Below are 18,660 nucleotides of genomic sequence, written 5' to 3'. Positions count from 1 at the left end.
CAGTCACGCGGCGAACGGCGAACGGCATCAGATGTGCTTCGCAATCCACTCGCGGCACGCGCGTACGTGCGGGCCGCGATCGTCGGCGGCGAGCGAGATCAGCGAGATCGCGCGCGTGACGCGCGGTTTGTCGACGCGCAGCGCGACGAGTTCGGGATCGTGCAGATGCATCGTGTAGAGGCTCGGCAGCACGGCGGTCGCGAGGCCGTTGCGCGCAAGCGCGTAGAGCGGCTCGGTGTATTCCATCCGGTACGTGACGTTCAGGCGCAGCTTCTCGGCGCCGCCGGTGCGATGCAGCGATTCGCTGACGCTGCCGCGCACGAACACCGCGAGCTCGCGATCGACGAGCTTCGCCCACGTGACGCTCTTCGCGCGGGCGAGCGGGTCGTCGTGCCGCACGACGATCACGATCTCGTCCTCGAACAGCTGCTGGTAGCGCAGCGTGCCGTCGTCGCTGTCCGGCTCGCGCACGCCGATGCCGAGATCCGCGACGCTGTCGCGCACGGCTTCGACGAGCGCGCTGTTCGGCAGGTCGGTGAGCGTGAAGCGCAGCGTCGGGTGCGTGCCGCGCAGTGCGTTGAGCGCGGGCAGCAGGCGGCCCGCGACCGACGGGATGAACGCGATGCGCACGGTCTGGATGCGTTCGCCGATGAGCCGCGTCATGTCGTCGAAGGTGCCGCGCGCCTGGTTGAGCAGGCGTTCGGCGAGCGGCAGCACGGCTTCGCCCGCGGTGGTGAGCGTGAGCCGGTGCGCGGAACGTGCGAACAGGCGCCCGCCGAGCAGGAACTCGATCTGGCGGATCGACGCGGTGAGCGCGGGCTGCGTGAGCGACAGCGCCTGCGCGGCCTGCGTGAAGCTGCGTGCGTGGGCGAGTACGACGAAGTGCTGGACCTGCCGCAGCGTGAGCGCGGGCAGCAGCGACGAGCGATCGGACGACATCGGGCAATAACGGTCGGGATGCGGTACGCGGCAGTATAAGACCGCGCTGCAGGAATCGACACACGACAATATTCGGAATCACAGGAGAACCACCATGTCAGCGACTGACACGATCCCGGCGCGAGCGCCGGCCAACTGGCTCGAACGCCGCTTCGCGCTCGCCGCGCGCGGCACGAGCGTGCGCACCGAGACGATCGCGGGCGTCACGTCTTTCCTCGCGGCTGCGTACCTGCTCGTCGTGATCCCGTCGCTGCTCGCGACGGGCGGCATGGAGCGCGGGGCGGCGACGACCGCGACGATCATCGTGTTCGTGCTGTTCACGACGCTGATGGGGCTCTACGCGAACCTGCCGTTCCTCGTCGGCCCCGGCATCGGCGGCTCGGTGATCATCGGCGTGACGCTCGCGACGACGGAGCATGTGGGCTGGCAGACCGGCCTCGGCATCGCATGCGTGTCGGGCGTGCTGTTCTTCCTGCTGACGATCCTCGGTGCGCGCGGCGTCGTGATGAAGCTGATTCCGGTGCAGATCAAGCTCGGGCTCGGTGCGTCGATCGGCCTGTTCGTCACGATGCTCGGGCTGCGCAATGCGGGGATGGTCGTCGCGAACGCGAAGACCAACGCGTTCGCGCTCGGCGACTTCTCGCGGCCGGGTGCGCTCGTCGCGCTGATCGGCCTCGCGGTCGCGATCCTGCTGCAGGCACGCAAGGTGCCAGGCGCGATCCTGATCGCGATCCTCGTCGCGGCCGCGGCCGGCGTGCCGCTCGGCGTCACGCATTTGCCCGCGTCGTTCGTGTCGCTGCCGCACAGCATCGCGCCGATCGCGTTCAAGCTCGACATCGGCAGCGCGCTGAGCCTCGCGGCCGCGCCGTACTTGTTCGCGTTCTTCGCGGCGGAATTCTTCTCGACACTCGGCACCGCGCTCGCGGTCGGCGCGAAGGCGAACCTGCTCGACGAACAGGGCAACCTGCCGAACATCAACCGGCCGTTCCTCGTCGATTCGCTCGCTGCGACGATCGGGCCCGTGTTCGGCATCCCCGCGCTGACCGCGCTGATCGAATCGGCGGCAGGCGTCGAGGCCGGTGGCCGCAGCGGGCTGTCGTCGCTGGCCGCGGCCGTGCTGTTCGCCGCGATGCTGCTGTTCGTGCCGGTCGCGCTCGCGATCCCGAAGGAGGCGACCGCACCGGCGCTGATCCTGATCGGGCTGTCGATGTTCGCGACGATCCGCCACACGCATTTCGACGACTTCACCGATGCGCTGCCCGTGATGTCGATGGTGCTGCTCACGCTGATGTCGAACAGCTTCGGCACCGGCATCGCGGGCGGGCTGCTGTGCTACGTGCTCGTCAAGCTGCTGGCCGGCCGCTGGCGCGACGTGTCGTGGGGGCTCGTCGTGCTCGCGATTCCGCTCGGCTATTACTTCTGGACCGTCGTGAAGCCGCACTGAGAGACGGCTTTCACGACGCAATGGCACTACCGAAAAAGAGACTGAAATGAAGGGAACACCAGGCAACGTCCCGGCCGCGCGCACGGGCATCGAGATCACGCCGGCCCATCGGGCCTTCTTCCACGCGCTGCCGAAGGTCGAGCTGCATTGCCACCTGCTAGGCGCAGTGCGGCACGACACGTTCGTCGCACTCGCGGAGCGCAGCGGCGCGCCGATCGAGCGCGCGGAGATCGACGCGTTCTATGCGCGCGGCGAGAAGCCGGTCGGCGTGCTGCACGTGCTGCGCGCGCTTGACAAATATCTGCTCACGCAGCCCGACGACATGCGGCGGATCGCATACGAGTATCTGGAAGATGCGGCCGCACACAACGTTCGGCATGCAGAGTTCTTCTGGAATCCGACCGGCACGGTTCATGTATCGGGCATCGCGTATGCCGATGCGCAGGCGGCGATCGTGACGGCGATCCGCGATGCCGCGCGCGATTTCGGGATCGGCGCGCGCCTGATTCCGAGCATCGACCGCGAGCAGGATCCCGACGAAGCGGTGGCGATCGTCGAATGGATGAAGGCGAATCGTGCGGACGAAGTGGCGGGGCTCGGCATCGACTATCGCGAGAACGACCGGCCGCCGGAACTGTTCTGGAAGGCGTACCGCAACGCGCGCGCGGCAGGCTTTCGCACGACCGCACACGCGGGCGAGTTCGGGATGCCGTGGCGCAACGTCGAGACGGCCGTCGATCTGCTGCAGGTCGATCGCGTCGATCACGGCTATACGATCGTCGACAACCCCGAGCTGTGCGCACGCTATGCGGAGCGCGGGATCGTCTTCACCGTCGTGCCGACGAATTCCTACTACCTGCGCACGCTGCCGCCGGAGCAATGGGCGGAACTGCATCCGATGCGCAAGATGCCGGGCCTCGGGCTGAAGATCCATCCGAACACCGACGATCCTACGCTGCACAAGGTCAATCCGAGCGAAGCGTGGGAGCTGATGTTCAGCCATTTCGGCTTCACCGTGGCCGACCTGAAGCAGTTCATGCTGAACGGGATCGACGGCGCATGGGTCGACGATGCAACGAAGGCTGCGTGGCGTGCGGCATGGGCGCCGGAGTTCGATGCGCTGGCCGCCACGCTCGCGACGGGCTGAGCGCGACCGTGTTGGCCGCCGGCCGGTGCTTCAACCGGCCGGCGGTTCGTTCAGGTTCAGGTGGTAGCGCAGGTCGCCCGCGAAATCGAACAGCGTGTAGTCGCGAAATGAAAAACGCCATACGCCGTCGACACGCTCGAATGCGTCGTGATAGCGGCCTGCCGCGATCGGTTGCAGCGGGAATCCCGCGACGGCCTGCAGCACCGTGTAGTACGAGCGCACTGTCGCGCGATGCGCGGTTTCGTCGATCTCGATGATCGGATTCGTGACGACATGCTTCGTGCGCGGTGTGCCGCACGGGTAGCGCTTCACGCTCGCGCTGAACAGCGCGAGCAATTCATCCGCGCCGATCGTCGGCGCACCTTCCTTCGTCTTGATGCGGGCGTGCCGGAACAGCTCGGCGACGCCCGGCAGGTCGCCGCCATCGAGCAATTCCGCGTAGCGGTACAGCAGGTTCGCGATTGCGACAGCGCTTGCGGTCATGCGGCCTCCGGTATCGATGGACGATGACGGCGATGGTGCGCGGTGCGTGGCCGGGCCGCTTCGTCCAGGTGGACTAAGGCGGCGCATCGTCCAGGCACGATGCCGCGCACGCGTTGCGCGACATGCCGCCTTGCAGGCTGGCATACATCGGTCGCGTTCGCTATATTGGCGTCCGGCAGCGCCCGGTCGTGTCGCTGCCGCCGTGCGCGCCCGCGCCGGCATTCCGACAACAATTCGAATCCTGAGAGGCCCGCCGTGCGCATTCCTGTTTTCTGTCTGATGTTGTTCGTCTCGTTGTCCGCGCGAGCCGGCAGTGCCTGCGATGCGCTGCTCGGCGATTACGCGCCGGCCGCCGGCAAGCCCGCGACCCTGCGCGTCGAGAAAGTGGGCGGCGAGATCGTGCTGCGCGGGCGCGACGCCGGCCGATGGAGTGTCGAAACGGCACCGACGCACGAGGCCGAACTGGAAACCGACGGCCCTGACAAGGCGCCGCCGGGCGCCTGTGTGCTCGACGTGCCGGGCGGGGAGTTGATCAAGATGCCGATCGGCGCGCCGTATCAGGTCACGTCGATCACGGGCAGCAACTTCACGACGAAACATTCGACCACGGGCGTCCTGCTGCGCATGTGCAGGGCTTCCAGGTCGACGGCATCGAGCTGTATCCGGTCGCGCGCAGCGGCGATTCGCCGCCGGCCGCGGTGAAGGCGGTACGGGGCCGCGAGGTCGCCGGCGCGGGGCCGTGCCCCGGCTACCATGCGCCCGACATGAGCCAGGCCGACTTCGACGGACTGTCGGACCGCGTGCACACCTACTTCGCCGGTCTCGACCCGGTGCAGCAGCGCGCATTCGTGTGCGGGCAGACGCTCGACGAAATCGTCGGCGACGGGCTGTCGTCGAGCGACGCGAAGACGGTCGATGCGATGTGGCGCTGGCTCGACGTGATGCTGCACGCACACCAGGTGCCGCGCGACGAGCATGGCAGCGACGATCGCTGGCGTGTGGCCGGCCAGTTGCTGCGGCACAACCGTTCGGACGACGGTGCCAAGGCGTCACCGGACCGAGCACGCCGGCAGGCGCTCGTGCGGGATCTGCTGGTGCCGAACCTGCCGCCGCCCGACACGTTGCGCGACGGCCGCGAGGAGCAGGCGAGCGACCTCGTCGCCGAGCTCGTGAAGTTGCCGGAAGCGGACGCGCTTGCCGCGCTCGGCAAGCTGCACGCGAGCGGCGCACTGAGCTGGCAGATCCACGACAACAATCCGTACCATCTCGCCGACGCCGCGTTGTCCGACGCGTTGAACCCGCCCGTGTCGGCGGCGGTGTTCGCGCTGCTCGTGAAGGATACGAACCCGGTGGTGCTGCAGAGCGACACGCTGCTTCACGGCGAGGTGATCGAGCATCATGTCGAGGGCGTGCGGCGGCTGTTGGGTGTCGGCGTAAAGCCGACCGCGAAGGTGCTGGCCGATGCGGGCGACGATCCGGAGATCCTGCGGCTGTTGAAGGCGGCTGCGGCGCGCTGAAGGCACCCGCCCCGGCTTACCGCGACGCACGACGACACGACGACACGACGACACGACCACGAGGGCGACCCTTCCGATGGGAAATCGATCCTGGCGCTATCTCCAGGCCGGTGACGGCGGCGACGCGCGAACGATCGAGTTCGCGGAATCCAACAATCGCTTTCCGCAGCAGTGGCGCTGAGCGGCACCCCGCGCGTTACATGCGAATCGGCGACGATGCGTTGTTCGACGGCAATGCGGCGCGCACGCCGCTGATGCCGTGGTTCGTGCGCCGCGTCGCGATCGCGCGCAACTGGAGCAGCGGCGAACCGGTTGCGGCATTGCGCGACGACGGCATGCCCGTCTGGTTGTACGCGGACGGGCGCGCATCGACGTCGCGTCGATGACACGTGCAGCCGGCGTGATCCGCCGGCCGCACGCTCAGCGGAACATTCTCAGCCAGTCGAACAAGCCGGGGTGCGGACGCCGTTTCGGCGCCGGCGCCGGTGCGCTGCGCGGACGGAAGTCGGGCGAGAACTGCGCACGCGGATCGATCGCGCGCGTACGCAGCGCCGCATCGTAGAACGACCCGACGATCGGCAACGCGCTATGCGCGCCCGCGCCCCAGTAGTCGCTGCGCAGCGTCACGCTGCCGTCGTCGAAGCCGACCCACGCGCCGGCCACCAGTTGCGGATGCATCAGGATGAACCAGCCGTCCGTGTTGTCCTGCGTCGTGCCGGTCTTGCCCGCGACGTCGGTGCGGATCCCGTAGCGCCAGCGGATGTCCGCGCCGGTCCCGTAATCGACGACGCCGCGCATCACGTCGACCAGCGTCTGGGCGGCGGCCACCGGCAACGCGCGTTCGGGCGGGGCGCTGTTGAATGCGGCGAGCACCTTGCCGTCGCGATCCTCGATGCGCGTGATCATCTGCGGCGCGACGTACACGCCACGATTCGCGATCGTCCCGTACGCGGACACCATTTCCTTCAGCGTGACGGGGCTCGTGCCGAGCGCGAGCGACGGTACCGCGTCGAGCGGGCTTTCGCGCACGCCCATCGCGCGCGCGAGCTGCGCGACCCTGGCCGCGCCTTCGCGCTGCATCACCTGCGCGGTGATGCGGTTACGCGACAGCGCGAGCGCGTCGCGCAACGTCATCGGCGCACCGGTGGGCGCCTCGGCATCGGTCGGGCGCCACACGGCGTGCGTGCCGATCGGGATCGCGACGGGGCGATCGACGAACGTATCGCCCGGCTGCATGCCGTCCGCGAACGCGGCGCCATAGACGAACGGCTTGAACGTCGAACCCGGCTGACGCCGCGCCTGCGCGACGTGATCGAACGGCTCGCTGCCGAAGTCTGGGCTGCCGACCCATGCGCGGATCGCGCCGTTGCGCGGATCGATCGCGACGAAGCCGGCCTGCACCTGCGTCTTGCGCTCGCACAGCGCGCGCATGAACTCGCGTTTCGCACCGAGCTGCTTCAGCGCCGGCACATCGGCGAGCCCCGCGTCGCGGGCCTGGCGATAGTCGGGCGTCTGGCGGATGAAGCCGCGGAACAGGTCGTTGCGCAGCCCGCAGCCGGACGGGCCGCGCCATGCGCTGTCCGCGACCGCCTGCAGGCGATCGGTTTGCTGCGTCAGCGCCTGGGTCGCCATGTCCTGCAGTTGCGCATCGAGCGTCGTGCGCACGACGAGGCCGTCGGAATAGAGGTCGTAGTTGTTGCGGTCGGCCCAGGCGATCAGCCACTTGCGCAGCTGCACCGCGAAGTGCGGAGCCGGGCCCTGCTGCGCGGTCTGCGGTTCGAAGTCGACGCGCAGCGGCTGGCGTTGCAGTTTCGCGAGCTGCTTCGGCGTGAGCATGCCCATCTGCGCCATCCGGTCGAGCACGATGTTGCGCCGCTGGACCGCGCGTTCCGGATTGAGCACCGGGTTGTAGTAGCTGTTGCCCTTCAGCATCCCGACGAGCGTTGCGCTTTCGACGATGTCGAGCTGGTCGGCCGACTTGCCGAAGTAGGTACGCGCGGCCATTTCGACGCCGTACGCGTTGTACAGGAACGGGACGGTGTTCAGGTAGGTCTCGAGAATCTCGTTCTTGCTGTACACCGACTCGATCTTGAAGGCGGTGATCAGCTCCTTCACCTTGCGCGTGAGCGTCAGCGAACGGCCGACTTCGTCCGGATACAGGTTGCGTGCGAGCTGCTGCGTGATCGTCGAGCCGCCCTGACGTTCGCCCGAGAACGTGTGCAGGCCGGCCGCGAGCGTGCGGCGCCAGTCGATGCCGTGATGCGAGTAGAAGCGGTGGTCCTCGGTCGCGATCAGCGCGTCGACCATATGCGGCGAGATCTGCTTGAGCGGCACCCATTCGCGATTGACGGGCCGGAATTCGGCGATCAGCTGGCCATCGGCGGACAGCACGCGCGCGGGGCGGTCGATGCGCGCCTTGCGGATGTCGCCGATGCTCGGCGTGAACGGGACGAACGCGATCAGCACCAGCAGACCCAGCGCCGGAATCGCGGCGAGCGTCAGCGCGACGCCGCGTCGCGTCGGGTGACGCAGGCGGTGCAGCACGCCGGCGCACAGCGCGCGGATGCGCGCGCCGCAGGCGGCGGCGAACGGTGCGACGCGGGCGCGGCAACGGAGCCACGCGTCTCGGAGAAACGGCACGAAGCGGTTCAAGGCGGCAGGAGCGCGGATGGAAGAGGCGCGATCCTAGCAAACGACACAGGTGCGGCCCCGGCTAAAACGGCCGTTTGCTTGCAGGATTTACAGACGATTACGTTTGTTGCCTGCCGACAACCTTTTGCGACGCGCGTGGCCGCGATTCCACTGACGAAACCACGTCCGCGAGCCGCTGCGCGGCCGCCTCCATCTGCGCGCGGCCGAACCCGCCGAAGCCGAGCACCAGGCCCGGGCGGGCCGTGCCGGGCGCGAACATCGGCGACACCGCGCGCACCGCGACGCCGGCCTGCGCGGCGCGCGCGACCACGTCGAGATCGTCGATGTCTTCCGCGAGCCACAGCACGACGTGCATCCCCTGGTCGCCCGGCTGTACCCACGCGCGTTCGCGCGGGAGCCGTGCGCCGAGCGTGTCGATCAGCAGCGCGCGCTGTTCCGCATACACGCCGCGCACGCGGCGGATGTGGCGGTCGAGATGGCCTTCCGCGATGAATGCGGCCAGCACGTGCTGATCGGCGGTCGGCGCGTGGCGATCCATCAGCACGCGCGCGCCGCAGAACGCGGGCACGAGATCGTCGGGCGCGATCACGTAGCCGAGCCGCAGCGACGGAAACAGGATCTTGCTGAACGTGCCGAGGTAGATCACGCGATCGGGGTCGAGCCCCTGCAGCGACGGGAACGGATAACCTTCGTAGCGCAGCTCGCTGTCGTAGTCGTCCTCGACGACCCAGGCGCGATGCGTGCGCGCCCACGCGAGCAGCGCGTTGCGCCGGGCCATGCTCAGCGGCATGCCGAGCGGGTACTGGTGCGACGGCGTGACGAACGCGGCGCGCGCGTCCGGCGCGAGCCGCATGCCGGCGTCGACGTCGAGGCCGTCGGCGTCGACCGGCACGCGCACCATCGCATCGCGTCGCCCGGTGCTTTCGAGCAATGCGGTGATGCCGCGATAGGCGGGATTCTCGACCCATGCGCGGTCGTTGTCGCCGAGCAGTATCTGACTCGCGAGATGCAGCCCCTGCTGCGTGCCGCTCGTGATCACGACCTGACCGGCATCGCAGCGCACCGAGCGTGACCGGCGCACATAGTCGGCGATCGCTTCGCGCAGCGGCAGCGCGCCTTGCGGATCGGCATAGCCGGACGGCGCGCCGGCGCCGCGGGCGCGCAGGCGGTTGCCGAGCCGGCGCCAGATGTCGTCGGGCGCGGTGAGGCCGATCGGCACCGAGATCGCGAACGGCATGGCCGGCAACGGGCTGAATTCGCGGGCGATCCGTGCGAAGGTGGCGGCGGGCTCGGGCAGGCCGGCGTGTGCGGGGCGCTGGCGCGGTGCCGGCGGTGCCGGTTCGTTGCCGGGCGGCGGTTCGGCGAGCGCGTTCGCGACCCGCGTGCCCGCGCCGCCGCGCGATTCGAGAAAGCCTTCGGCGATGAGCTGCGCATACGCGTCGACGACGGTACCGCGTGCAACCTGCAGCGAGGTGGCGAGCAGCCGGGTGGACGGCAGCGTGTCGCCGGGCTGGACGTCGCCGCGGCGCACGGCGTCGCGCAGCGCCTGCGCGAGCTGGCGGCTCAGGTCGCCGGCCGCGCGGTCGAGCGCGCCGAGCGACGGGATTTCGACGATCCGGGCCGTTCTTGCCATGATTCTGGTCTGCTGAGAATGTTTCAAACCGGCTCTACAGCATAAACCAGTTTGGGATCACAATCGCCGCATGACGGGCTCGCGCCCGCGCCATTTCCAACTCCGTACGACCGTGGAGCCGACATGTACGTCCCCGCCGATTTCAACGAGCCCAATCCCGACGCGCTGCGCGAGCTGATCGTCCAGCATCCGTTCGGCAGCCTGATCACGCACGGCAAGAGCGGGCTCGACGCGAACCACATTCCGTTCGAATTGCTGCCCGACGACGGCGGGCTCGGCGAACTGCATGCGCACGTCGCCCGCGCGAATCCGGTCTGGCAGGACGTCGCGAACGGTGACGAGGTGCTCGTGATCCTCCGCGCCGGCGACGCGTACATCTCGCCGACCTGGTATCCGAGCAAGCACGTCGAGCACCGGCAGGTGCCGACGTGGAACTACGTGGTCGTGCATGCGCACGGCCGCATCACGGTGCGTGACGACGAGAAGTTCGTGCGCGGCGTGGTTGCGCGGCTGACGCGCACGCACGAGGCGTCGCAGCCGGTGCCGTGGAAGATGGGCGACGCGCCGAAGGACTACATCGACACGATGCTGCAGTCGATCGTCGGGCTGCAGATCGAGATCACGCGGCTCGTCGGCAAGCGCAAGCTCGGGCAGAACAAGGCCGAGGCCGATATCCGGGGCGCCGGCGAAGCGTTGGTCGCGGACGGCAACCTCGCGATCGGCGAAGCGATGCTCGCGGCGGCCGACGCGAAGCGCGAGTAAGCGAGTGAGGGCACGATGCGCGTGCAGGCGCGTGCCGCGCCCGCACGTCGCACGGATCACTGCGTGCGTGTCGCATCCTTCGCCGGTGTGCCCGCCTGCGCGAGCGCGCCACGAATCGCGGCCTCGGTCTTGTCGTACCCGCCTTCGCCGTAGCGCGTATAGACGACCTTGCCGTTCGCATCGATCAGGTACAGTGCGGGCCAGTACTGGTTCCCGTACGCGCGCCACGTGTCGTAACGGTTGTCCTGCGCGACCGGATACTGAATGCCGAAGCGCTTGATCGCATCGGCGACGTTGCCCGCATCGCGCTCGAACGGATATTCGGGCGTATGCACGCCGACCACCACGAGCCCCTGGTCGCGATACTTGCGGTCCCATTCCTTCACGTACGGAATCGTATGAATGCAGTTGATGCACGAGTACGTCCAGAAATCGACGAGCACGACCTTGCCGTGCAACTGGCCGAGCGTCAGCGGCGCGCTGTTGTGCCAGCGGTCGATGCCGGTGAAATCGGGCGCCGGCGTGCCGGCCAGCGACGTCGGCATGCCCGCGTCGTCGCGGGTGCCGGCGAAGGCGGCGAGCCCGGCCGTGGCGGCGAGGGCGATGACGATGGCGGCGGTCTTGAGTCGGGGCAGCATGGCGTTCTCCTGATCGGTGGGGCCGCTGCTCGGGGGCGCGGCCGGACGGGTTTCGTCAGGCCCCATTAGGCGGCGCCGACGTATCTGCGATGTGTCCGGCCAGCCGCGCGTGTGCAATGTTGTGTGTCGTCACGGCGGCGAGATACATTGGGATACAAACGCGTGCCTGCCTTGCGGTATAACAGCGGACATCGCCAGCCCGAACCACGACACCGACAACGATTCATGGACAAGATCGACCACGTGCTGATCGTCGACGACGATCGCGCGATTCGCGAACTGATCGCGGACTACCTGGAAAAGAACGGCATGCGCGTGTCGCTGGCCGCGAACGGCCGCGAGATGCGCAACGTGCTGGACGACGGTGCGCCCGACCTGATCGTGCTCGACCTGATGATGCCGGGCGAGGACGGCCTCACGCTGTGCCGCGACCTGCGCGCCGGCAAGTTCCGCGCGGTGCCCGTGCTGATGCTGACCGCCCGCGGCGAGGAAACCGACCGCATCATCGGCCTCGAGATGGGGGCCGACGACTACCTGGCCAAGCCGTTCGCGGTGCGCGAGCTGCTCGCGCGGATCCGCTCGGTGCTGCGCCGTGCGCGCATGCTGCCGCCCGGCATGCAGGTGACGGAATCGGCCGAGATGCTCGCGTTCGGCGAATGGCGGCTCGACACGACCGGGCGCCACCTGCTCGACGCCGAAGGCACGCTGGTCGCGCTGAGCGGTGCCGAATACCGGCTGCTGCGCGTGTTCCTCGACAACCCGCAACGCGTGCTGACGCGCGACCAGTTGCTCAACCTCACGCAGGGGCGGCAGTCCGATCCGTTCGACCGATCGATCGACCTGCTCGTGAGCCGGCTGCGCCAGCGCCTGCGCGACGGTGCGCGTGAACCGCGCTACATCAAGACGCTGCGCAACGAGGGCTACGTGTTCTCGTCGGCCGTGACCGCCGTCGACGGTACGCCATGAGCGCGCGCACTCTGTGGCACTGGCCGCGCTCGCTGTTCGCGCGGCTCGCACTGATCCTGTGCGTGGGTCTCGCGCTCGCGCAGACGCTGTCGTTCTGGCTCACAGTGACCGAGCGCGACCAGGCGACCACCAACCTGATGATGGGCTACATCGAGCGCGAGGTCGCGAGCTCGGTCGCGCTGCTCGATCACCTGCCGCCGGCCGAGCGCGCCGCGTGGCTGCCGCGTCTCGCGCGGCGCAGCTATGCGTTCATCCTCGGGCCCGGCGAGACCGGCACGCCGCCGGAAGCGCGGCTGTCGGCGCGCGTCGAGCGCTCGATCTCGGACGGCATCGGCGGCGACTACCCGCTGACCGCGAACGCGATCCCCGGCGACCGCGAACATCTGCAGGTGCATCTGCGGCTGACCGACGGATCGCCGCTGACGATCGACATCCATCCGATGTCGACGGTGCCGCTGTCGGGCTGGCTGCCGGTCGTGCTCGCGCTGCAGCTCGCGGTGCTGGCCGCGTGCTGCTGGCTCGCGGTGCGGCTCGCGACGCGGCCGCTCAAGCAGCTCGCGCAGGCCGCCGACGCGCTCGGCCCCGACCTGAAGGGCGAGCGGCTGAACGAAGGCGGGCCGTCGGAAGTCGCGCGTGCCGCACGGGCGTTCAACGCGATGCAGGACCGTATCGCGCAGTACATGGCCGAACGCATGCAGATCCTCGCGTCGATCTCGCACGACCTGCAGACGCCGATCACGCGGATGCGGCTGCGCGTCGACGTGATGGACGACGACACGCAGGGTGCGAAGCTGCGCCAGGACCTGATCGAGATGGAACATCTGGTGAAGGAGGGCGTCGCGTACGCGCGGACGCTGCACGGCACCGAGGAAGCCGCGCGCCGCATCGATCTCGACGCGCTGCTCGACAGCATCGTGTGCGACTACACGGATGCGGGGCAGGACGTCGCACTGCACAGCCGCGCGCCGCTCGCGCTCGTCACGCGGCCGAAGGCGCTGCGCCGCATCGTCGGCAACCTCGTCGACAACGCGCTGAAGTTCGCGGGCGCGGCCGAGATCGACGTGCAGGCCGTGCCGGACGGCGGCGCGGTGATTGCCGTGCTCGACCGCGGGCCCGGCATTCCGGCCGATCAGCTCGACGCGGTGTTCGAGCCGTTCCGGCGTGTGGAGACGTCGCGCAACCGCGACACGGGCGGCACCGGGCTCGGCCTGGCGATCGCGCGGCAACTCGCGCTCGCGATGGGCGGCACGCTGACGTTGACCAACCGGCCCGACGGCGGCGGGCTCGAAGCGAGGCTCACGCTGAGGAATGCGGGGTGAGGCGGCGCGGCGCGTGAGCGTCGCGGTTTCAGGTGCGTGCCGAAGCCAACGCCAAGACTGACGGCGACGCCGGCGCGCGTGACGTCACACGCGCTGCAGATGCGCGTCGACGAGCGGGGCGAGCGCTTGCGCATGCACGGCCGCGAGATCGTGCCGGCCGCCCGGCACGACATGCAGCTGCGCATCGGGCAGTTGTTCGAGCAGGCGCCGGCCGGCCGCGACGGGGCTGATCGGATCGTCGTCGCCCCACAGCAGCAGCGTCGGCTGTGCAACGCGGCCGATTTCTTGCGAGAAGTCCGCGCGGAACGTCAGGAACCAGTCGGGCAACTGCGGGTTTGCCTCGGCGAAACCGGCCCGCCAGTCCTGCGCACCGAGCCCTGCCATGTCGAGCCCGCCGGACGTGACCGTCAGCACGAGGTGCGTGACGAGCCCCGGCTTGTCGAGCGCCGCGCGCATCGCGATTACGCCGCCCATCGATTGGGCGATCACGGCGGTCGGCCGGTCGATCTGCTCGAGGACATCGCGCACGAGGCTGTCGAAATCGTCGACGGCCGGATTGCGCGGCGTGTCGCCGAAGCCCGGATAGGCGACGATCCGCCGCTCGGCCGGATGCGTCAGCAGGCCGGCCAGCGGCTGCCAGAAAGCAGTGCTGCCCGATGCACCGGGCAGGAAGAGCAGTTGCGACGGAACGGGCATGGCGCTCGATTTTCCTTCGAAAGAAGCGAAGCGGGGTGATCGGGCGGCGCGCGTGTCAGCAGCGGCCGGTGCGCAGCGCGACGGTCCAGTCGTCGCGCCCGCGCGAGGCCGCGGTGACGGCGGCCGTGTGCCAGTCGTATTCGACCGCATGGAATTCGACGTTCCAGCCGGCCGCCGTGCGCGACACCATTGCGTAGCGCGCATGCGGCGAGCCCGTCTCGATACGGTGCGGATGCGGCAGGTCGTCCTCGTACGCCTGCAGTCCGACGCTGCCCGGATTGACGATCAGCCGGCCGTCGTCGAGCTTCGCGGTGCGCGGCACGTGCGTGTGGCCGCACAGGATCAGCGAGGCTGTTTCGCTGCCCGCGCGCTGCGCGATTTCATCGGGCGTGGCTGCGCGGCAGCCGTCGGGCGTGACCGTTTCGAGGAAGTAGACGAGATCGCTGGCCGGCGTGCCGTGCACCATCAGTACGTCGTCGTCGAGCGTCATGCGTTCGGGCAGCGCGGCGATCCAGTCGCGCTGGTCGTCGCGCAGCGTGTCGTGCGCCCAGCGATCGGACAGCCGCATCGCTTCTCGATCGTAGGTCAGCAACTGCCGCTCGTGATTGCCCTTGACGGTCGGCAAATCGAGCGCGATCAGGCGGTCGGCCGTTTCGGCCGGATGGAGCGCGCCCGATACGATGTCGCCGAGATTGACGATCACGTCGGCGCCGCGGCGGCGGACGTCGTCGAGCACCGCGTCGAGCGCGGCGAGGTTGCCGTGGATGTCGGAAAGCGCGGCAATTTTCATGGCGGAGTGTCGATGAGGTGAACGGCGATTGTCGCCAATTCGGCACGGGTCGTCCAATCGCTTCACGGCATCGGCGCGCGATGCCGCATGCTGCGCGTCAGTCGGTCGCGAGGCGCGCGTACATTGCGAAATCGCCCGGCGTGCCGCGCACCATCTTGTAGGCGCGCAACAGCCCTTCGTAGCGGTAGCCGCACTTCTGCAGCACGCGCGCGGAGCCCGCGTTGCTGGTCAGCACGACGGCCTGCATGCGCATGAAGCCGCCATGCGTGAACGCCCACGCGGTGACGGCTTCGCACACGGCGCTTGCGACGCCGCGCCCCCAGTACGGCGGCGCGAGGTCGTACGCAATCTCCGCCGAGCGGTTCACGGTGGACACCGTGTGCAGCCCGACCGTCCCCGCGAGCATGCCCGATGCGGTATCGATGATCGCGAGACGCCGGATCGAATCCGGATCGGCCGATTCGATGTTGTCGAACAGCGGCAGCAGATCGTCGGGTGTGCGCAGGTTCCAGCTCGTGTGGTGGAAGACGTCGGGGTTCGACAGGTACGCGTACCACGCGTCGAGGTCAGCGCGGTCGAGTTGCCTGAGCGACAGGCCGGGAAAGCCGGAGCGGGGCGGTGCGGCAATTTTCATCGGAACGGGCTCCTACGTCGCATGGCGCCGGTACAGCGCCAGCGAACCGGCGAGCGCGAGCAGCATCGCGCCGCAGGTGCGTTCGAGCCACAGCGCGCCCGAGCGTTTCAGCAGCCGCACCGCGCGTGCGCCGAGCAGCGCGTAGCCGAACATCACCGCGCCGTCGAGCAGCGCGAACGTGACCGCGAGTGCGACGTACTGCGGCGCGAGCGGCGCGGACGGATCGAGGAATTGCGGCAGGAACGCGGAGAAGAACAGATAGCCCTTCGGGTTCGTGACCGCGGTCAGGAAGCTCTTCGCGAAGATCGACGCATTGCGCTCGGCTGCCGTGCCGTTTTGCGCGGCGGCGACATCGAGCGCCCCCTTCGACATCAGCAGCCGGATGCCGACATACGCGAGGTAGGCGGCGCCGAGCCACTTCACCACCGAGAACCAGAACGCCGACGCCATCAGCAGCGCGCCGAGGCCGAGCGCGACCGCGACGATCAGCACGAAGTCGGACAGCATCGCGCCCGCGAAACCGTAGGCCGCGCGGCGCACGCCGTAGCGCGAGCCGTTGGTCAGCGCGAGCAGCACGGTCGGGCCGGGTGTCGCGATGCCGACGAACGCGACGGCGGCGAAGATCAGCAAGGTCGTTTCATGCATGACGGAACTCCCGAGGGAAGGGGCGCGCTCGATTATCGGGTGTGCCAGCCCGTGCTGTACAGGCGCGGCAGCCGTCAAAGACGGCCGCGCCCCGACTATCTCGATTTTGGCAAAAAACTGTTGTCATTATTCCGCTTTGGAACGGAACCGGTTCCATCTACCATGGCGGCCGCAGCGGGCATGCCCGCCGCGTCGTCGCGCGCGGACGCTGCCGGCCTCGGACCGCCGGCGGTTCTCGGCGCCCGCGCGCGCTACTCGCAACAGCACGCCAGAACAACGGGTTCACCGCCCGGAGACATAAAACCATGAACAAGCAACTGATCGCAGCCCCGCTGCTGCTCTCGCTCGCGGGTATCGCCGCCGCGCAAAGCTCCGTCACGCTGTACGGCATCGTCGACGCGGGCGTGACCTACCGCAGCAACGAACGGGTCGGCTCGGCGGGCGCCTACACCGGGCATTCGAACGTCGCGCTCACGACCGGCAACCTGTCGGGCAGCCGCTGGGGCATCAAGGGTTCCGAGGATCTCGGCGGCGGGATGCGCGCGCTGTTCGTCCTCGAGAACGGCTTCGACGTCACGAACGGCACGTCGGGCCAGGGCGGCCGCCAGTTTGGCCGCCAGGCATTCGTCGGCGTCGGCAGCGACCGCTACGGCACGGTCACGCTCGGCCGCCAGTACACGTCGCTCGACGACTTCGTGAGCCCGGTCGGTCCGTCGTCGTTCATCGGCGGTTTCGGCGCACATCCGGGCGACATCGACGATCTCGACCAGACCGCCCGCGTCGACAGCTCGATCAAGTACACGAGCGCGAATTACTCGGGCTTCACGTTCGGCGCGCTGTACGGTTTCGGCAGCCAGCCGGGCAGCATGAAGCAGCGCAACACGTGGAGCGTCGGCGCGGCGTACGCGGCGGGCCCGCTGCGCGTCGGCGTCGGCTACGAGCGTTCGGACAACAGCAAGACGGGCGCGACCGACCCGACGGCCGGCAAGTGGCAGAGCACCGATGACGGCCTCTTCAACTCGTCGATCAACGAAGGCTATGCGAGCGCGCAATCGCAGCAGGTGATCGCAACGGGCGCGACGTACGACTTCGGCACGGCTGTCGTCGGCGTGAACTACAGCAACGTGCAGTACCGCAGCGGCGGCCAGTCGCTGTTCACCGGTCACGCGACGTTCAACGTCGCGGGCGTGTTTACGCGCTGGAACGTGCAGCCGCAGACGCAACTGTTCGCGGGCTACAGCTACACGCGCGGCAGCGATGTCGATGGCGTCGACGATCGCGCGCAGTATCACAACGTCACGCTCGGCGCCGTGTACGACCTGTCGAAGCGCACCAGCGTGTACCTGCTCGGCGCGTACCAGCATGCGTCGGGCATGACGCTCGACGCGCTCGGCCGTCCGGTGGCCGCGACCGCGTCGGTGTCCGACAAGGCGAACGGCCACTCGTCCGACTCGCGGTCGCAGGCGATCGTCAGCCTCGGGCTTCGCCAGAAGTTCTGACGCAGCGGTCGTTGCGTGCGCAACGGGGCCCGCGGTCGACGCGGGCCTCGATGCATGCTCCTATACTGTCGCCTCCCTTTCAGAGGAGACGACATGACCCGAACGCTTTCCGCGCGCTGCCGGTGCGGTGCCGTGACCGTCACGCTGCGTGGCGAACCGGCGGCGCGCGCGAACTGCCATTGCACGATGTGCCGCGACTTCTACGGCACGCCGATGCTGTCCGCAACCGCATGGCCGCCGGAGCAGGTGAGCATCGACGGTAGCCACGCGACGTTCCCGCATCCGGAGAAGTCGATGTCGCGCACGTGGTGCGCGTCGTGCGGCGAGATCGTGTTCGGGACGAACCGGCTCGACATGCGCGTCGTGCCGAACAGCCTGGCCGCGCGTGCGCACGGCGGGCAACTGCCCGGCGACCTGCGGCCGACGATGCATCTGTTCTACCGGCAACGCGTGATCGACGTCGTCGATGCGCTGCCGAAATACCTTGACGGCTGGGACGGCCCGACGCTCGACCCGGCGGCCTGATCGATCGCTGCGCGTGCCGGCGTCGCCGGTGCGCGGTTTCCCCGCCGCATTCCTCTTTTCCCTCCCGCTTCCCCCGGTGCGCCAGATCGCGAAAAATCGATCGGGCCGAATATTATTTTTTCTCTTTCATTTCAATTTCGATTTGTAATCATTGAAATGATTTCCGGGGAATGAAAAAGCAATGCGGACATATCAGAAAAAATGACGTATTCGCATTGGTCGAACCGGAAGAAAATGCCGGGGAAAAGCACCGAAATCGTGCGGCCGGCAAGCCGTTGCGGCGTGGTTTCGCGGGTTTACCTTCGTTGACGAAAAAGCGCCGGACGGCAAAAGGCGCGGAGTGAATAATCCGTGATAAAGGCGAATGCGTA

The 18,660-nt window shown here is 68.5% G+C and carries 20 protein-coding genes; 11 read left to right on the top strand and 9 right to left on the bottom strand.

The window, feature by feature from the left end; all coding sequences use genetic code 11:
* Positions 1-27 precede the first annotated feature (27 nt).
* A complete protein-coding gene (locus tag U5809_RS30460; RefSeq protein ID WP_282508516.1) occupies positions 28-939 on the bottom strand; it encodes a LysR family transcriptional regulator in 912 nt (303 codons plus the stop codon).
* Positions 940-1,033: 94 nt separating this feature from the next.
* Between U5809_RS30460 and U5809_RS30455 the strand changes: the two genes are divergently transcribed.
* A complete protein-coding gene (locus tag U5809_RS30455) occupies positions 1,034-2,383 on the top strand; it encodes an NCS2 family permease (protein WP_282508517.1) in 1,350 nt (449 codons plus the stop codon).
* A 46-nt stretch (positions 2,384-2,429) separates the two neighbouring features.
* Entirely contained in the window at positions 2,430-3,530 is a 1,101-nt protein-coding gene (add, locus tag U5809_RS30450; RefSeq protein WP_322089236.1) for an adenosine deaminase, read from the top strand.
* Positions 3,531-3,560: 30 nt separating this feature from the next.
* Here add and U5809_RS30445 read toward each other — a convergent pair whose 3' ends face one another.
* The gene (locus U5809_RS30445) at positions 3,561-4,013 is read right to left on the bottom strand and encodes a nuclear transport factor 2 family protein (protein WP_322089235.1); all 453 of its coding nucleotides are present in this window, start codon (positions 4,011-4,013) and stop codon (positions 3,561-3,563) included.
* A gap of 99 nt (positions 4,014-4,112) precedes the next feature.
* Between U5809_RS30445 and U5809_RS30440 the strand changes: the two genes are divergently transcribed.
* The 3 genes from U5809_RS30440 to U5809_RS30430 all read left to right on the top strand — a co-directional run bounded on the left by U5809_RS30440 (position 4,113) and on the right by U5809_RS30430 (position 5,916).
* Positions 4,113-4,715, top strand: a complete 603-nt coding sequence (locus U5809_RS30440; RefSeq protein WP_322089234.1) for a hypothetical protein — start codon at positions 4,113-4,115, stop codon at positions 4,713-4,715.
* Complete coding sequence (locus U5809_RS30435; protein ID WP_322089233.1) at positions 4,640-5,530, top strand: hypothetical protein; 891 nt, start codon at positions 4,640-4,642, stop codon at positions 5,528-5,530. Before U5809_RS30440 ends, U5809_RS30435 begins: the two co-directional genes overlap by 76 nt.
* 200 nt (positions 5,531-5,730) lie before the next feature.
* The gene (locus tag U5809_RS30430; RefSeq protein ID WP_322089232.1) at positions 5,731-5,916 is read left to right on the top strand and encodes a hypothetical protein; all 186 of its coding nucleotides are present in this window, start codon (positions 5,731-5,733) and stop codon (positions 5,914-5,916) included.
* 34 nt (positions 5,917-5,950) lie between these two features.
* Here the strand turns inward: U5809_RS30430 and U5809_RS30425 are convergent, their stop codons facing one another.
* Both U5809_RS30425 and U5809_RS30420 read right to left on the bottom strand, forming a co-directional pair.
* Positions 5,951-8,182, bottom strand: a complete 2,232-nt coding sequence (locus U5809_RS30425; RefSeq protein ID WP_322089231.1) for a penicillin-binding protein 1A — start codon at positions 8,180-8,182, stop codon at positions 5,951-5,953.
* 97 nt (positions 8,183-8,279) lie between these two features.
* Positions 8,280-9,815 carry a PLP-dependent aminotransferase family protein gene (locus U5809_RS30420; RefSeq protein ID WP_322089230.1) on the bottom strand — a complete coding sequence of 512 codons (1,536 nt, stop codon included), beginning with the start codon at positions 9,813-9,815 and terminating at the stop codon, positions 8,280-8,282.
* Positions 9,816-9,938: 123 nt separating this feature from the next.
* Between U5809_RS30420 and U5809_RS30415 the strand changes: the two genes are divergently transcribed.
* The gene (locus tag U5809_RS30415; protein WP_322089229.1) at positions 9,939-10,577 is read left to right on the top strand and encodes an FMN-binding negative transcriptional regulator; all 639 of its coding nucleotides are present in this window, start codon (positions 9,939-9,941) and stop codon (positions 10,575-10,577) included.
* A gap of 56 nt (positions 10,578-10,633) precedes the next feature.
* On the opposite strand, the gene U5809_RS30410 is transcribed toward U5809_RS30415, so the two are convergent.
* Positions 10,634-11,215 carry a thioredoxin family protein gene (locus U5809_RS30410; RefSeq protein ID WP_322089228.1) on the bottom strand — a complete coding sequence of 194 codons (582 nt, stop codon included), beginning with the start codon at positions 11,213-11,215 and terminating at the stop codon, positions 10,634-10,636.
* A 225-nt stretch (positions 11,216-11,440) separates the two neighbouring features.
* On the opposite strand from U5809_RS30410, the gene U5809_RS30405 reads away from it, so the two are divergent.
* Together U5809_RS30405 and U5809_RS30400 are read left to right on the top strand one after the other, a co-directional pair.
* On the top strand, positions 11,441-12,181 hold the full coding sequence (locus U5809_RS30405; protein ID WP_322089227.1) for a response regulator: 741 nt from the start codon (positions 11,441-11,443) through the stop codon (positions 12,179-12,181).
* Entirely contained in the window at positions 12,178-13,500 is a 1,323-nt protein-coding gene (locus U5809_RS30400) for an ATP-binding protein (protein WP_322089226.1), read from the top strand. The genes U5809_RS30405 and U5809_RS30400 overlap by 4 nt, the downstream gene beginning before the upstream one ends.
* 84 nt (positions 13,501-13,584) lie before the next feature.
* Here the strand turns inward: U5809_RS30400 and U5809_RS30395 are convergent, their stop codons facing one another.
* The 4 genes from U5809_RS30395 to U5809_RS30380 all read right to left on the bottom strand — a co-directional run bounded on the left by U5809_RS30395 (position 13,585) and on the right by U5809_RS30380 (position 16,265).
* The gene (locus tag U5809_RS30395; protein ID WP_322089225.1) at positions 13,585-14,196 is read right to left on the bottom strand and encodes an alpha/beta fold hydrolase; all 612 of its coding nucleotides are present in this window, start codon (positions 14,194-14,196) and stop codon (positions 13,585-13,587) included.
* Between the two features lie 55 nt (positions 14,197-14,251).
* Positions 14,252-14,986: a metallophosphoesterase family protein gene (locus tag U5809_RS30390; RefSeq protein ID WP_322089224.1), complete on the bottom strand. Its 735-nt coding sequence runs from the start codon at positions 14,984-14,986 to the stop codon at positions 14,252-14,254.
* Positions 14,987-15,083: 97 nt separating this feature from the next.
* Positions 15,084-15,620, bottom strand: coding sequence for a GNAT family protein (locus U5809_RS30385; protein WP_322089223.1), 537 nt, complete (start codon positions 15,618-15,620; stop codon positions 15,084-15,086).
* A 12-nt stretch (positions 15,621-15,632) separates the two neighbouring features.
* Positions 15,633-16,265 (bottom strand): LysE family translocator, encoded by a 633-nt coding sequence (locus U5809_RS30380; protein ID WP_322089222.1) that lies wholly within the window; start codon positions 16,263-16,265, stop codon positions 15,633-15,635.
* Positions 16,266-16,570: 305 nt separating this feature from the next.
* On the opposite strand from U5809_RS30380, the gene U5809_RS30375 reads away from it, so the two are divergent.
* From U5809_RS30375 to U5809_RS30365, 3 genes are all read left to right on the top strand, one after another.
* Positions 16,571-17,764 (top strand): porin, encoded by a 1,194-nt coding sequence (locus U5809_RS30375; protein ID WP_322089221.1) that lies wholly within the window; start codon positions 16,571-16,573, stop codon positions 17,762-17,764.
* Between the two features lie 93 nt (positions 17,765-17,857).
* Positions 17,858-18,289 carry a GFA family protein gene (locus U5809_RS30370; protein WP_322089220.1) on the top strand — a complete coding sequence of 144 codons (432 nt, stop codon included), beginning with the start codon at positions 17,858-17,860 and terminating at the stop codon, positions 18,287-18,289.
* A 170-nt stretch (positions 18,290-18,459) separates the two neighbouring features.
* Positions 18,460-18,633, top strand: a complete 174-nt coding sequence (locus U5809_RS30365) for a hypothetical protein (protein ID WP_322089219.1) — start codon at positions 18,460-18,462, stop codon at positions 18,631-18,633.
* The last annotated feature ends 27 nt before the right edge of the window (positions 18,634-18,660 follow it).

It is taken from the genome of Burkholderia sp. BCC1999, assembly GCF_905339975.1.
GTDB lineage: Bacteria > Pseudomonadota > Gammaproteobacteria > Burkholderiales > Burkholderiaceae > Burkholderia.
Note: the sequence above shows the minus strand (reverse complement) of the source record. Positions and strands in the feature narration are given on the sequence as shown.

What these genes read in the sequence shown, in the direction of transcription:
- U5809_RS30375 (WP_322089221.1), top strand. Translation starts at nt 16,571, where the DNA reads ATGAACAAGCAACTGATCGCAGCCCCGCTGCTGCTCTCGCTCGCGGGT.
- U5809_RS30455 (WP_282508517.1), top strand. Translation starts at nt 1,034, where the DNA reads ATGTCAGCGACTGACACGATCCCGGCGCGAGCGCCGGCCAACTGGCTC.
- U5809_RS30420 (WP_322089230.1), bottom strand. Translation starts at nt 9,815, where the DNA reads ATGGCAAGAACGGCCCGGATCGTCGAAATCCCGTCGCTCGGCGCGCTC.
- U5809_RS30395 (WP_322089225.1), bottom strand. Translation starts at nt 14,196, where the DNA reads ATGCCCGTTCCGTCGCAACTGCTCTTCCTGCCCGGTGCATCGGGCAGC.
- U5809_RS30415 (WP_322089229.1), top strand. Translation starts at nt 9,939, where the DNA reads ATGTACGTCCCCGCCGATTTCAACGAGCCCAATCCCGACGCGCTGCGC.
- U5809_RS30385 (WP_322089223.1), bottom strand. Translation starts at nt 15,620, where the DNA reads ATGAAAATTGCCGCACCGCCCCGCTCCGGCTTTCCCGGCCTGTCGCTC.
- U5809_RS30380 (WP_322089222.1), bottom strand. Translation starts at nt 16,265, where the DNA reads ATGCATGAAACGACCTTGCTGATCTTCGCCGCCGTCGCGTTCGTCGGC.
- U5809_RS30460 (WP_282508516.1), bottom strand. Translation starts at nt 939, where the DNA reads ATGTCGTCCGATCGCTCGTCGCTGCTGCCCGCGCTCACGCTGCGGCAG.
- U5809_RS30400 (WP_322089226.1), top strand. Translation starts at nt 12,178, where the DNA reads ATGAGCGCGCGCACTCTGTGGCACTGGCCGCGCTCGCTGTTCGCGCGG.
- U5809_RS30410 (WP_322089228.1), bottom strand. Translation starts at nt 11,215, where the DNA reads ATGCTGCCCCGACTCAAGACCGCCGCCATCGTCATCGCCCTCGCCGCC.
- U5809_RS30370 (WP_322089220.1), top strand. Translation starts at nt 17,858, where the DNA reads ATGACCCGAACGCTTTCCGCGCGCTGCCGGTGCGGTGCCGTGACCGTC.
- U5809_RS30445 (WP_322089235.1), bottom strand. Translation starts at nt 4,013, where the DNA reads ATGACCGCAAGCGCTGTCGCAATCGCGAACCTGCTGTACCGCTACGCG.
- U5809_RS30390 (WP_322089224.1), bottom strand. Translation starts at nt 14,986, where the DNA reads ATGAAAATTGCCGCGCTTTCCGACATCCACGGCAACCTCGCCGCGCTC.
- U5809_RS30430 (WP_322089232.1), top strand. Translation starts at nt 5,731, where the DNA reads ATGCGAATCGGCGACGATGCGTTGTTCGACGGCAATGCGGCGCGCACG.
- add (WP_322089236.1), top strand. Translation starts at nt 2,430, where the DNA reads ATGAAGGGAACACCAGGCAACGTCCCGGCCGCGCGCACGGGCATCGAG.
- U5809_RS30440 (WP_322089234.1), top strand. Translation starts at nt 4,113, where the DNA reads ATGCCGCGCACGCGTTGCGCGACATGCCGCCTTGCAGGCTGGCATACA.
- U5809_RS30405 (WP_322089227.1), top strand. Translation starts at nt 11,441, where the DNA reads ATGGACAAGATCGACCACGTGCTGATCGTCGACGACGATCGCGCGATT.
- U5809_RS30365 (WP_322089219.1), top strand. Translation starts at nt 18,460, where the DNA reads ATGAAAAAGCAATGCGGACATATCAGAAAAAATGACGTATTCGCATTG.